At 38.6% G+C, this 15,178-nt stretch carries 7 protein-coding genes; all 7 read left to right on the top strand.

All coding sequences use genetic code 11. The features are described 5' to 3' along the window. The first annotated feature begins 12 nt into the window (after positions 1 to 12). The 7 genes from CKW03_RS03545 (at position 13) to CKW03_RS03510 (ending at position 15,132) form a co-directional block, all read left to right on the top strand. Complete coding sequence (locus CKW03_RS03545) at positions 13 to 2,397, top strand: ABC transporter permease (protein WP_093098541.1); 2,385 nt, start codon at positions 13 to 15, stop codon at positions 2,395 to 2,397. A gap of 50 nt (positions 2,398 to 2,447) precedes the next feature. After that, positions 2,448 to 3,128 carry an ABC transporter ATP-binding protein gene (locus tag CKW03_RS03540; protein ID WP_093098540.1) on the top strand — a complete coding sequence of 227 codons (681 nt, stop codon included), beginning with the start codon at positions 2,448 to 2,450 and terminating at the stop codon, positions 3,126 to 3,128. A 1,055-nt stretch (positions 3,129 to 4,183) separates the two neighbouring features. After that, entirely contained in the window at positions 4,184 to 4,555 is a 372-nt protein-coding gene (locus CKW03_RS03530; RefSeq protein ID WP_093098538.1) for a hypothetical protein, read from the top strand. A 1-nt stretch (position 4,556) separates the two neighbouring features. Further along, positions 4,557 to 6,917: an ABC transporter permease gene (locus tag CKW03_RS03525; RefSeq protein WP_093098537.1), complete on the top strand. Its 2,361-nt coding sequence runs from the start codon at positions 4,557 to 4,559 to the stop codon at positions 6,915 to 6,917. Positions 6,918 to 7,143: 226 nt separating this feature from the next. Next, the gene (locus CKW03_RS03520) at positions 7,144 to 9,534 is read left to right on the top strand and encodes an ABC transporter permease (RefSeq protein ID WP_093098535.1); all 2,391 of its coding nucleotides are present in this window, start codon (positions 7,144 to 7,146) and stop codon (positions 9,532 to 9,534) included. Positions 9,535 to 9,716: 182 nt separating this feature from the next. Beyond that, positions 9,717 to 12,128 (top strand): ABC transporter permease, encoded by a 2,412-nt coding sequence (locus CKW03_RS03515; protein ID WP_093098533.1) that lies wholly within the window; start codon positions 9,717 to 9,719, stop codon positions 12,126 to 12,128. 610 nt (positions 12,129 to 12,738) lie between these two features. Continuing rightward, complete coding sequence (locus CKW03_RS03510; protein ID WP_169918974.1) at positions 12,739 to 15,132, top strand: ABC transporter permease; 2,394 nt, start codon at positions 12,739 to 12,741, stop codon at positions 15,130 to 15,132. The last annotated feature ends 46 nt before the right edge of the window (positions 15,133 to 15,178 follow it).

The raw sequence follows: 15,178 nt of genomic DNA, 5'->3' as shown, positions 1-15,178 counted from the left end.
AACAAATAGATTATGATCAAAAACTTCATAAAATCCGCCTTTAGAAACCTCTGGAAAACCAAGGGATATAGCTTCTTGAATATTTTTGGTTTAGCGTTGGGGATAACCGTAACAGCATTGATTTTCCTTTGGGTTCAAGACGAGCTATCCTACAATGATTATTTCAGCAATAAAAAGGACATCTATGTAGCTAAGTCAAAGCAGACTTATGATGGAAATATCAATGTATTTGGCGCTACACCAGGTCCATTTGCCAAAGCCCTAAAAAAAGATATCCCAGGCATTCTCAATTCAGGCAGGATTGATTGGGGAAATACTAAACTATTTACAGTTGGAGACAAGAAAATCTATCAATCTGGAAATTATGTAGATCCAGAAATCCTCAGTATCCTCAATCCGGAATTCTTGGCAGGAGACGCAAAAACAGCCTTAGATAACCCAAGCAGTATAGTTTTGAGTGAATCCACTGCCAAACGCTTCTTCAATGATGATAACCCTGTTGGAAAGACCATAAAGTTCGACAACAATCAAGTTTATACCGTGTCAGCTGTTACTAAGGATTTTCCAAAAAATACGAATTTTCGATATGATTGGCTCCTGAATTTCAAAATCCTGGAAGCCAATAAAGATTTTGGATATGATTTCTGGGGAAATAACAGTATACAAACCATTGTACAATTAGAGCCAAATGCAGATTTAAATGCAGTGAATGCGAAGGTTAAGAATTACATAGCCGAGATCAACAATGATAAAGAAGCCAATTCGGAGAATTTCCTTTACCCGATGGAAAGATGGCGCATGTACGATCGTTTTGAACAAGGCATTGAAAAGGATGGAAGAATAAAAAATGTTCGATTATTTACTTCAATCGCTTGGTTGGTCTTATTAATTGCTTGTATCAATTTCATGAACCTGTCGACTGCAAGGTCTGAGAAAAGAGCAAAAGAAGTTAGCATGCGTAAGATTGTTGGTGCCAAGAAAGGCTCCTTGATCATGCAATTCTTGGGAGAATCCATTGTTTTCGCATTTGTTGCCGGCATTTTGGCTATCGGAATGGTCAAATTAGGTCTACCGACATTTAATACCATGGTCAACAAAGAGCTTGCGATTGATTTTGGCAATTGGCAACAAATTGGATTTATTAGCGCCATTATTTTAGTGGTTGGAATTATATCCGGAAGTTATCCAGCCTTTTTCCTTTCTTCTTTTGATCCATTGACCACATTGAAGGGTGGCAAGAGAAAAGCCGGAAGCAGCAATCTTATCCGAAAAGGATTGGTCATTACCCAATTTACAGCAGCCATTATCTTAATGATATGTACCTCTGTCATTTACCTTCAGATCCAGTTTGCCAAGAACCGGGATTTAGGTTTTGACCGTAGCCAGGTTATTATGACGAATATTTTAGGGGATATGTCCAAACACATCCCTGTAATCAAACAGGAATTGAAAGCCACCGGCAATGTGGAGACAGTAGGATTGAGCCGTGGAAGTGTTTTACAAGTTGGTTCCAATACCTCCTCATTCGAATGGGATGGTAAAGATCCAAAGTCTTCGATCTTGATTGGCTTTTCCTTTGTAGATGAGGATTTCGTAGATGCCTTGAGCATGAAAATCATGGATGGGAGGACGTTCAGACCTAACCTATTAGGCGATAGCAGTTCGGTATTAATCAATGAAAGCATGGCGAAACTGATTCAACCCGATGGCAGGGTGGCTGGGAAGTTGATCAAGTTTCAAGGGGAAGCATTAACTGTGGCAGGCGTTGTAAAAAATTATGTCTACAACAGTATTTATGATGAAGCAGAGCCTTTGGTATTGGCACCTTTAGCTTTAGGAAAAGCCTATGGCGTAGAAGCAGGGATATTAAACATCAAAACGAAACCGGGGGTGGACTTTCCTAAGGTATTGAAAGAGATTGAGGGAATCGTGAAGAAGTATAACCCCGATTTCCCATTCAATTATACCTTTTTGGATGATGATTTTAACAACTATTTTTCTTCAGAAATGATGCTGCAAAAGTTGGCAAGCCTATTCTCTATTTTGGCCATCATTATTTCCTGTCTAGGGTTATTGGGATTGGCTGCATTTTCGGCAGAACAAAGAGCTCGAGAAGTCAGTATCCGTAAGGTATTGGGTGCATCTGTAGGTCGTTTGGTGAGAATGTTGAATACAGAATTTATTATTTTAGTTGGGATTTCATGTTTAATAGCCTATCCCATCGCTTGGTGGTTTATGCAAGATTGGCTAAAGGGATACAATTATCACATGGATATGCCTTGGATGATCTTCCTGATGGTTGCAGGTCTAGCCATAGTCATTGCATTATTTACCATCAGTACGCAAGCTTTGCGGGCAGCAACGAGCAACCCTACGAAAACATTGAGGAACGAATAACATTAACCTATTATAAAACTGAAATTTATTTATTTTAAACAAAGAAACACATGATAAAAATAACCAATCTTCAAAAATTCTACCGTACCGAGGAGGTAGAGACCGTTGCCTTGAACAATGTGAATATCCATGTTAAGGAAGGTGAATTTGTTGCAGTAATGGGACCTTCGGGATGTGGAAAGTCTACCCTTTTGAACATTATCGGTCTTTTGGATGATTTGGATGAAGGTAGTTATCTTTTCAATAATATTGAGGTGGCACATTTCAAGGAAAACAAACGCTCGGATTTGCGTAAGCACAATATTGGATTTGTATTCCAAAGTTTCAACCTGATCGATGAATTGACCGTATTTGAAAACGTGGAACTTCCTTTGGTCTACACCAATGTCCCTCCCGCAGAACGTAAGAAACGCGTGGAAGAGGTACTGGAGAAAGTTCAGATTATGCACCGCCGTAATCACTTCCCACAACAGCTTTCCGGTGGTCAGCAACAACGTGTTGCCGTTGCCCGTGCGGTAGTCAATAATCCCAAACTGATCCTTGCCGATGAGCCTACTGGTAACTTGGACTCCAGCAATGGTAATGAAGTTATGCAGCTATTGACCGAACTCAATGAAAGCGGCACAACAATCGTTATGGTTACCCACTCAGAGCATGATGCAAAGTTTTCGGATCGCGTGATCCGGATGCTGGATGGTCAGGTAATATTGGAGACTACAACGGCATTGTAGGGTTTAGTATTTAGTAGAAAGTATTTAGTATTTAGACTTTGTTAAACTTTTGATATAACTGCCGGCCTAAAAGGCCGGCTTTTTTGTGTAAGGTTTTGGGATTTGAACCAGGATGGATGGGATGGGAGGATAGACCAAGATTATTGGCGGATTACCTATTTTCAACCATATATTAATCAAGGTTGGTAGGGGCGTATCGAATACGCCCGCCGTTGATCTGTCCATGAATATTATCGCAATTTAGGGTGTTATTCTTCGAAAAAATTTAAAATAGATTCTTCATTTTACTCTGAACCCCTCTCTAGAAACTTCCAATTCTGACCGATTAGTGAAGAATCTGTACGGTTCTCTAACACAATTGCCTGTCATCCATAATCTTCGATTATGGAACTGTAAGCCAATGCGTTCTTTTCTGCTTACAAAATAGGATTTTTGCATAGTCTCGAGTTGTGGAAATTTAATTCATGAGAATATGAAAACCAAGGAAATTCTATAATCTGAAAATAATGTTATTTTAGGTTTGTATGGGACGGGCGTATTCAATACGCCCCTACACTATGCGGGACTTTCAAGCTATATTTGACCATAATCTTGGTCCTTCCTCCCATCCTTTTAATCCTGGTTCAAACCATAACACCAGAGCTCCTTTGTCGGTTTGGTTAATTTGGGTTACAATAGTAACGAAGAGAATAATTGAAAAACATTTCATGTCCAATGGAGATTGGGATGTGGAATTTTTACACACGAGAATTTTAAAATCGAAGAATTTCTTTAATCTGAAAATGATATTAATTTAGGTTTGTATGGGGACTTTCAAGCGATAATATACTAACCCCATCCCGGTTCAAGGTCTAAATACTAAATACTCTCTACTAAATACTATAACAGCCCGTCCATTACCGAACAAACAACCGTCCGATAACGGACAACTACAATACCTGAATAAATAACAATCAATTGATAATGAATTATTTACATTTTTGGCAAATGAATTGGATATTGATTTATGGGTTGAAAAAATTATGGTTTCATAACCTTATCACTAATCAAAGGCCATGCAAAATCAATATTTAAATAAAACCTTTATGCTTCTGAAGAAGGTTAAAGGATTAAAGGGAAAAAACTCAGTTTGGGGCATCTGTTGCCTATCTAGCTTGATGGTTCTGTTGATGTTAAATCTGCAGTATGGATTTAATAAAAACATCCCCGCTGATGGGATTTGGTATGCTGCTGAGACGAAAGAGTTTTCAATTAAGAAGCAAGTTGTTGCTGGAATCGAACGTTCGGAAATGGAACTGAGCAGATTATGCAAAAAGGAAACCATTATTAGAATAAAACCACTTGCAAGTGGAAATAGGGTAATAGTTGTCTTGCGTAAGGCTTCAAACCTTCCGCAGTTCATTAAACAAATCAATTACCTGATCTGATATGCTCAAAAACTATTTCAAGATAGCCTTTCGTAATCTTAAGAAGAACAGGGGTTTTACGGCAATTAATATAGTTGGATTAGCCATTGGAATGGCGGCTGCAATGCTGATTTTGTTATGGGTAAATTTTCAGTATGGATTCAACAAGAATTTCCCAAAAATCGAAAATCTCTATGCTGTCGGTTCTAAAGAAGCGACAGACCAGGATTCCGCAACATGGTTTTCTACTCCAAAACCTATGGCAGCCGTGGTAAAGGAAGAAATTCCAGAAGTGCTGAATGTTTCCAGGTTAAGTGGTACCAGAGGTTTTTTATTTACAATTGGCGATAAAAAAGTTCCGGCAGGAACCGGTGTATTTGTAGATTCAGCCTTTTTGAACATGTTTGAATTACCCTTATTGAGTGGGAATAGAAACACCTTATTAAAAGACCCGAACAGCATTGTCTTATCTGAGAAACTTGCTAACAATCTATTCGGCACTACAGATGTACTTGGAAAAACGATCAGACTGGATAGCACCAATGTGCTAGCAGTTACTGGGGTCATAAAGGAAACAGAATCCAATTTTATATTCCAAGGCTATGAATACTATGTTCCATGGACCTTAATGGAAAAACTAGGGTTTTCAGATAGCCAATGGGGAAATAGTTCCGTGGATTTATACGTAGAAATCAATGATAAAAAGCATCTCCCAAAAATCCAAGAGCAAATCAAAGACTTGATTCCAAGACACTCCGAAGTAAAGACGGTCAGTTTTCTGACAGCCTTTGCTGATATATACCTTTACAATAAATACAAGAACGGAAAAGTAATTGGCGGAAGGATAGAAATGGTGAAAACATTTACCCTTATCGCTGCTTTAATTCTGTTGATTGCCTGTATAAACTTTATGAACCTCAGTACTGCCCAAAGTGAAAAGAGAGCGAAAGAGGTTGGAATCCGAAAGGTCGTAGGCGCACAAAAAAGAAGTTTGGTGTTCCAATTCCTTTCTGAATCATTATTACTGGCTTGCTTTTCAGGTCTGATTGCCTTTATTATTGTCATTTTGGTCCTACCTGCATTTAATGATTTGGTGGGCATGAAATTCAAAATACCATTTCAGGATTTTAGATTTTGGATCCTATTTGTTGGGTTTGTTTTGTTCACAGGCTTTCTAGCTGGCATTTACCCTGCATTCTTTCTGTCTTCCTTTAATCCGGTCAAGGTGTTAAAGGGACGATTGCATAGCATACAGCAAAAAATCAACCCTAGGAAAGTACTGGTTGTTACCCAATTTAGTATAGCCTTGATATTGATCGTAAGTACCGTTGTTATCCAAAAGCAAATCAAACATGCCCAAGATCGCGACTTTGGATTTGAAAAAGAGAACCTGATCTATGTTCCAGAGGTCGGTGAGATCACTAAGAATGTGCAACTGATCAAGCAGGAACTATTAGACCAAAATGTGGCGCAATCCGTTAGTCGATTAATGTCTCCATTGACAGAACGTTGGAGCGGCTGGAATGGCTTCACTTGGGAAGGAAAAGACCCCAATAGCATTATCGACTTTAATCGCCAAACAGGTGATGATAGAGTTGTTGAAACGGTAGGTTTTACCTTAATAGCAGGTCGCGATTTTGATTTGACTAAATTCCCTACCGATTCGATGGCCGCCATTATCAATGAATCCGGGGCCAAGGTCATGGGCTTTCAAGACCCCATCGGCAAAATCTTCGATGATGGAGGAAGGAAATTTCAAATCATCGGCGTCATTAAAGATTTCATCCAAGAGTCTCCATTTGAACCTGTCAAACCTTTGGTTATTGAAGGAGCTAGTGGCTGGATGAACAATATCCATATCCGCTTCAATCCAAACTTGACAACAACAGACGCCCTGAAAAAAGCAGAGGCTATCTTCAAAAAATACAATCCTGACTTTCCTTTTGACTACAAATTTGTAGACGAGGCCTATGCATTGAAATTTAAGGAAACTCAAAAAACAGGTAAACTGGCAGCACTATTTGCTGGCCTTACCATCATTATCTCATGTCTTGGTTTATTTGGACTAGCAGCCTATATGGCAGAAAGCAGAACCAAGGAAATCGGGGTCCGTAAAGTCCTCGGTGCTTCGGTATTCTCTGTAACCAGGTTATTGTCTAAGGAGTTTATTTTATTGGTAGGAATCGCTTGTTTGATCGCCTTCCCTATCGCCTATTGGGCCATGAATAAATACCTCAACTCCTATACTTATAGAATCAATATCAGCTGGGAAATCTTTGCTTTTACAGCCGTACTGGCTTTGCTGATCACGATTTTAACTGTGAGTTATCAGTCGATTAAAGCTGCAATTGCTAATCCGGTGGATAGCTTGAGGGATGAGTAATTCAAGGGCTTTGCCCTTGAATGGATATGAGATCTGAGATATGAGATTTGAGAGAGTGGAAAGGCTGCATGGCTGTAGACAATAGACATAAGACACAAGACATAAGACAATAGACACAAGACAATAGAAATTCTGGTGGATTATTGCTGGGGAAAAACGAGTTATTAATTAGAGGGATTCTTCGGGGAGCCAGTGAATCTATTGCTAACCACTAAATAAGAAAGTTATGCTTAAGAACTATATCAAAATAGCGTGGAGGAATCTCTTAAGGAATAAGGGGTTTACGGCCATAAATATTATCGGTTTGGCGATTGGGATGGCCGGCGCTTTAATGATTATGCTTTGGCTGCAGAATATGCTGACCATGGACCGCTACCATGAGAAAAGTGATCGCTTGTATATCATGAGCAACAGGGATGAAAACCAAGGTTCAAAACATGCTTGGCCTGCCACACCAAAGATCCTTGGCCCCTCAATAAAGGAAGAATTTCCGGATATTGAATCTTTTTCAAGATATAGTAATTTTCACTTATTTTTAACCACTTACCAGGACAAAAAATTAAAATCGCAATTAGCTTTTGTGGATTCTGGTTTATTTGAGATGTTCAGTTTCTCCTTTATTTCAGGTGATAAAACTGGTTTATTAAAAGACCCGAATTCAATCGTACTAACAGAGAAAAAAGCAAAAGCTCTATTTGGTTCAGAAAATCCCATTGGAAAGATTATCAAAATAGATTCTGTCAACCAAGTAAAAGTTCAAGCTGTAATTCAAGACAATCCAAGTAATTCAAGTTTTGATTTTGAAGGTTTAATTTCTTGGGAATATGGAAAAAATATAGGTTTTTATGATGAAAACTGGGGTAATAATTCTATTAAGACTTTCATCTTATTGAAAGAAGGAATTTCGTTAGCTAGTTTTAATGAAAAAATAAAACCTTTCACAAGAAATCACATCAATGCCGATAAAGATATGATTCGGAGTGGTTCTAAGAGTACAGTCGAATTATTTGCCTTCCCTTTTCAGGACTATTACTTATATAATAATGGCAAGGGAGGGAATTATGAATCAGGTCGGATAGATTTGGTTAAGCTTTTTGCTTGGGTTGGTGGTTTTATATTATTAGTTGCCTGCATAAATTTCATGAATTTAAGCACAGCAAAGTCAGAACGAAGAGCCAAAGAAGTTGGTGTCAGAAAAGTGATTGGAGCTAACAAGAAAACTCTTGTATTCCAATTCTTAACTGAAAGTATTTTGATAAGCTTCTTTGCCTTAGTACTTTCTATTATCATTATTTTCATTGCATTGCCCTATTTCAATGAACTCGTTTCAAAAAATCTTAGTATTGGCTATTTTACTGTAAATACTTGGTTCTTTTTAATTGCCTTTGCGTTATTAACTGGAATATTGGCTGGAGCATATCCTGCTTTTTTCTTATCGGCATTTAAACCCATCAGCACCTTGAAGGGAAAATTTAACGCCAGTAAAAAAGGTGTAAATATTCGTTCTGTTTTAGTTGTCATTCAGTTTTCATTCGCCATAATATTAATTATTGCGACAGTGGTAGTTACAAACCAGATTCAATATAGTAAGGAGCGTGACCAGGGATACCAAGCCAATGGTTTGTTATACACTGAAATAGAAGGAAATATTGCTAAAAATTATCTGAATATAAGGAATGAGTTATTGTCAAGTCAAGCAGTAATTTCTGTTTCCAAGAACATGTCTCCAATTACAGATTATTATTCATCCGGTCAAGGAATAATTTCGAACGCTTCTTCTGAAGAGGACAAAAGAATAAATTATCTCTGGTTTAGTTCGGATGCTGATGCCATTAAAAACATTGGGTTTAGCTTAGTTTCTGGTAGAGATATTGACATATATAAGTTTCCGACGGACAGTTCAGCAATCATATTGGATGAATCTGCAGTTAAAGCTTTGAAATTGGAAAATCCTATTGGAAGTATTATTGAGGGAGTAGGAGGAAAATGGACTGTAGTTGGAGTAATCAAAGATTTTATCATGGACTCCCCATTTGACAACAGTAAACCTACCATTATTTTAGGACCTCATGCTTGGTTTGACGTCATTCATTATCGTCTTAATCCAGCGCATTCAACTAGTGACAACTTAAAAACCATTGAAGGCATATTTAAAAAATACAATCCAGAATATCCCTTCTCCTATCACTTTATTGATAAAGTATTTGAAAATAAATTCAAAGAAGCTCAAGCTATAGGTACAATTGCCATGCTCTTTGCTGGACTGACCATCTTTATTTCCTGTTTGGGGCTTCTTGCCTTGATTGCCTATATGGCGGAAACTAGAATGAAGGAAATTGCCGTAAGAAAGGTGTTAGGTGCTTCGGTTCCTCAGATCACTTCTCTCCTATCCATGGATTTTATCAAACTGGTTTTAATATCCATCTTAATTGCTTCACCAATTGCCTGGTGGGCAATGAACAACTGGCTTCAAGATTTTGAATACCGCATCCATATGGAATGGTACTATTTTGTGATCGCAGGAGCAGCAGCCATCTTTATTTCTCTGGCAACTATTAGTTTCCAATCTATAAAAGCTGCGCTAGCAAATCCTGTGGATAGCTTGAGGGATGAGTAATTCAAGGGCTTTGCCCTTGAATGGATATGAGATGATTGAATGGATATGAGATGTGAGATTTGAGAGAGAGGGAAGGCTACATGGCTGTAGACATAAGATAATAGGTATAAGACAACAGAAATTCTGGCGGGGTATTGCTAGGGGGATAAATAAAGAAGATATTAAATTAAATATTGACCAAAATGTTAAGAAATCATTTTAAAACGGCTTGGAGATTTTTAAAGAAAAATTTACTGGTAACCTCTATTAGTGTAATCAGTTTGGCCATTGGGATCTGTGCGACCCTGATCATTTTTTTGATGGTGCGCTATGACTTTAGTTTTGACAAGCATTTGCCATATGGAGACCGTGTATATAAGGTTGTAAGTGATGGAGGTTATAAAGGCGACGCGGTATTGGTTCCATTGATACGGGCCATGCAAACGGAATTGACGGGTGTGGAGGCAGTTGTTCCGAATTTGGAATTAGGGACTGCAAAGTTGAAAATCGAAAAGGAAGCTGGTCAGGAAGAAAAAGTGTTTCCAAATGAAGAAGGTTTGACCTTTAGCAATGAAAAATACTTCAGCATATTTCCACATGCTTCTTTAGCGGGAGATATCAACTCCCTAAAAGAGCCTAATACTATTGTTCTTACCCAAAGTAAGGCCGAGGTTCTATTCCCAAAGGCTAATGCTAGTGAAGTGGTAGGGAAAAACATCTTATATGCGGATAGCATACAATTGACTGTTGGAGCTGTCGTAGCTGATATGAAAGAGAATTCTGATTTCAAGTATGATGGAATTATTTCTGTTTCAACGGTTGAAAACAATGCTTCCTTGAAAGTGATAAAATCTTGGGATCAATGGAGTAATTATAATGGTGGCAATCAATGTATTATCTTATTAAAAGCTGGAACTTCGCCTAAAAATATTGAAAAGGTAATTGCTGGGATCTTAAGTAAGAACAAAGAGCAAAATGATTATGATTGGAAGGATAATTTTATCCTTCAACCCTTAAAGGATGTCCATTTTGACATTAAATTCAATTATAATGCTGTAAAAGAATCCACCTTAAGAAATTTAATTTTGTTAGCGGTCTTCCTACTGACTTTAGGAGCTATTAATTTTATCAATCTCTCTACGGCTCAATCTACAGAGCGTGCTAAAGAGATTGGAATCAGGAAAACATTGGGTGGAAAGAAGTCAAATCTGGTAAAACAATTTCTATTGGAGACATTTTTAGTTGCAGGATTTGCTACGATATTATCCGTAATATTAATTCCTATCCTGACTCAGGCCTTCGCAGGATTTCTTCCTAAAGGATTTACCGTTTCATCTATTCCAATTTTGGAAATCATAGGATTTTTGGTTCTTCAACTGCTGGTTATTACCTGTATTGCGGGTTTTTATCCGGCATGGGTATTAACGGGATACTCTCCTATTATGGCCTTGAAAAATCAAGCCACAAAAAACAGTAATCTGAGCAGAAGCGCCTGGGTAAGAAAAGGATTGACCATTTTCCAATTTGTTTTGGCGCAAGTTTTTTTGATTGCCGTATTGGTGGTATCCAAGCAGATCCATTATGCTGTTAATATGGATATGGGTTTCAATAAGGATGCTGTAGTGACTTTTTTCGTTCCAAATTTCGACCGTGAGCAAAAGGGAAAGGTCCTAAAGACTGAATTGGAAAATTTAGCTGAAGTAAATGCGGTTAGTTTTGGCAATCAATCTCCGGCATTCAATGGTTATATGAGCTCTGGAATGGCGTATGACCAAAACACTTCGGACAAGAAAATGGTCACCTTCGATGCTAGAAACGGCGATGAGAACTTTATTAAGGTTTATAATATTCCGCTAATAACTGGTAGAAACGTCCGAGTTCTTGACTCTGTTTCGGAAAGTATTATCAATGTCAAGATGTTGGAACTTCTGGGTCTAAAAAACCCTGAGGACGCCATTGGCAAAACATTCAATAATGGCCAAACAACCATTGTTGGGGTAATGAAGGATTTTAATATTTCTTCTGCCCGCGAAGCCGTAAGACCTACGATGTACTGGAGCAGCAATTCGGGCTATATGATGCATGTGGCTTTGGATAAAAACCACCCTGAATCTTGGAAAAATGCGATTAGTAAAATCGAAAGCAAGTTTAAAAGCCTCTACCCTGAGGAAACCTTTGACTATAAATTCGTCGATGATATTATTGCCAATTTCTATAAAACCGAACAGAACCTATCTAAGCTATTGAGTTGGGCTGTATGGCTTTCCATCAGCATTGCTTCACTAGGATTGTTTGGTTTGGCGGTATTCATCACCAACCAGCGTGTAAAAGAAATCGGCATCCGTAAAGTTCTAGGTGCATCGATCAGCCAGATAATATTCTTGCTATTGAAGAACCTAATGCTCCTTGTTATTATCGCTTCTGTTATTGCATTCCCAATTGCCTGGTATTTTATGCATGAATGGCTGAACGATTTTGTCTATAAAACCGAACTTTCATGGTGGATTTTTGTGATCGCCGGAATAGGCCTTTCGGCAGTTGCTACACTGGTGCTGACCTCCAGGACTTACTTCGCCGCCAAAGCAAATCCAGTGGATAGCTTGAGGGATGAGTAATTCAAGGGCTTTGCCCTTGGAAAGATATGAGATGTGAGATATGAGATTTGAGAGAGTGGAAAGGTTTTAAGACTTAAGACAATAGACATAAGACCTATATAGTGGGTTATTGTGGGGGGAATTGACAGACTAGATATCTCTTAAAAAATGTATTGGCGAACAGGTCCTTGACCTTCGGACCGTGGAAGGAACTCTGGTTCAAATTCATACGGCGGGCGTATGCGATACGCCCCTACCAACCTGGAAATCTTTCAAGCGGGAAATGAATCACTTATTTGGTCCATCCTCCAATCCTCGGTGGGTGAGCTGTTCCCTGAGCGACATCTCGGCTTCCCTAACCGCCGAAAGGGAGCCGAACCCAATCCTGGTTCTTACCCATGATCTTGGTCCATCCTCCCATCCCTTTAATCCTGGTTCAAACCATTACGTTCATTTGCGAACAACAAATCGTCCGATAATGAACATATCAATCTTTATTGATATACTCAATTATCAGATAATCAGTATGTTACAATTATGGCAAACGAATTGAATTGCTGTTTAAAGCAAAAAAAATGATATGGAATTTGCTATCTCCATATCTCAATACTCAAATCTCAATACTACTAAAATGCTTAAAACAGCTTGGAGATCGATATTAAAGACCAAATCCTTAAGTGCTATTCACATCATAGGATTGGCTATTGCCATTGCAGCATCAACGGTTTTGTTTTTGACAGCAATGTTTGAGTTATCGTTTGATAATTTTCATCCTAATGGAGAGAGGATTGCGCTTCTTTATAAAAGTTCAGAACCGGAAACTGGAAAAAGAGAGGACTCTTCGATGCCTTCACCCTTGGCTCCCCAGTTGAAAAAGGATATTCCGAGTATTGAAGGTATTACACGTTATGCCAATAGCAAATTAGTCCTGAAAAATGGTGATAAAGAATTTACATCAACCAATAGATTTGTAGATGAGGATTTTTTCAAGATTTTCGATTTCCCGTTTATTTCAGGTAATAAGAATGTCCTTTCGGGTCTTGACAATATGGTCTTGACCGAGAATATGGCAAAGAATCTGTTTGGCTCAACCGATGTTGTAGGAAAACAGATTGAGGTTAATTTAAATGGAGTTTGGAAGGCGGCAACCGTTGGCGCGGTCCTGAAAGATTTACCGAGCAATTCAAGCCTTCGATTTAACTCACTCTATAGATTTGAAAACAGACCTGGTTACCTGGAACAGATGCAGGCATGGGACAACTCAGACCATGAAGTTTATGTAAAAATGAAAGCTGAAGTCAATGATGCGACCTTCAGCAAGGAAACCAAAGCTTTTACGGAGCAATTCTTTAAAAATGACATAGACCGCTTGAAACGTGATGGCGGAAAAGCAGATATCAATGGAAGTTATTTCAGTTTTCACCTATTGCCAATGGCAAAAGTACACCTGAATGATTTTGGTCCTGCGTCCTCTTTATCATCCAACTATCCTTGGATATTATTGTTGATCTCGGGTTTAATTATGTTTATCGCTTCATCCAATTTCATCAATCTCTCCTTAGCTAATGCTATCAGTAGAAATAGAGAAATCGGCACCCGCAAGACATTAGGTGGAACGACTTGGGATATTGTAAAGCAGTTGACACTAGAATCTTTTATCTTATGCCTTATTGCTTTGTTGGTTGGTTTGATCATAGCCTATTTGGTCTTACCGCAGTTCAATGCCAACATGAATTACCAATTGAAAATAACGGATCTATTTAATATCAAGAACCTGGTTATCTTCCTAGTGGCTTTTCTGCTAATCTCTCTTCTTGCTGGCGGTTTACCAGCCTTTAAAGCTGCACGGACAAATATTATCCAGTCTCTAAAGGGATCCAATAAAATAAAAACTTCAAATCTTAGAAGTTCATTAACGGTATTGCAATTTGTGATCGCCATTATCTTGATCATAGCGACCATTGTAATCAGCACCCAATTGAATTATATCTCGAATAAACCATTGGGATTTAACAAGACTGAAGTCATCAGTATTCCGATTGGTGCTGGGGTCAATAAAGAAGATATGGTGCAAAGGATGCGTGCTGAGTTAAGCCAACAAACCTGGGTAAAGAATGTCAGTGCAGCGGATGTAAATATTGGTAAGGGACGAGATGGCACTTTACAAAGGAGCATCTTTGGTTTTGAGTATGAGAACAAAGAGATCCAAACTAATTTCATGCGTGTAGATTATGATTACCTAAATACATTAGGCATCAAATTATTGGGAGGCAGGGATTTTGATCGTTCCTTTGGGACCGATACGAATGCTGTAGTCATCAACAAACAGATGGCGGCACAATTCGGCGGTGCTGATAAAATCTTAGGTAAGGAAATCGACCTGAACGGTAAAAGTACCGTAATCGGCATTATGGATGATTTCAATTTTCAAGATCTTAGGGCCCAAGTTGAACCTTTAACTATTTCTGTGAATCCAAATGTTTTCACTGTGGAATACATCTTTGTTCGTGTCGAAACCCAACAGCTAGCTGAAACCTTAGATAAGGTGAATGCAATTTGGAAAAAGGTAAATCCAAAGGCTAAGGTCGAACCATCCTATTTGGACGAAAACACACAGAACCTCTATCAATCGGAGCGGACATTTTCAAAAATTGTCATTAGCGGAACGAGTATAGCTATTATTATATCTTGCTTAGGCTTATTCGCTCTAGCTTTACTAACTATTAATACAAGGGTTAAAGAAATTGGCATCCGTAAGGTTCTAGGATCTTCGGTATCCAGTATCATTATACTTCTTTCAAAAGACTTTATAAGATTAGTCCTTATCGCCTTTTTGCTGGCAGCACCATTAGCATGGTGGGTCATGAATAATTGGTTGCAGACCTATGCCTACCGCATCGATATACAGTGGTGGATGTTTGCACTAGCAGCAGGCCTAGCCATTGTCATTGCCTGGTCTACCATCGCTTGGCAAGCCTTTAGAGCCGCCAATGCCAATATTGTGGACAGCTTGAGGGATGAGTGATTCAAGGGCTTTGCCCTTGAATGGATATGAGATATGAGATGTAAGA

Source organism: Sphingobacterium mizutaii, assembly GCF_900187125.1.
GTDB classification, from domain to species: domain Bacteria; phylum Bacteroidota; class Bacteroidia; order Sphingobacteriales; family Sphingobacteriaceae; genus Sphingobacterium; species Sphingobacterium mizutaii.
Note: the sequence above shows the minus strand (reverse complement) of the source record. Positions and strands in the feature narration are given on the sequence as shown.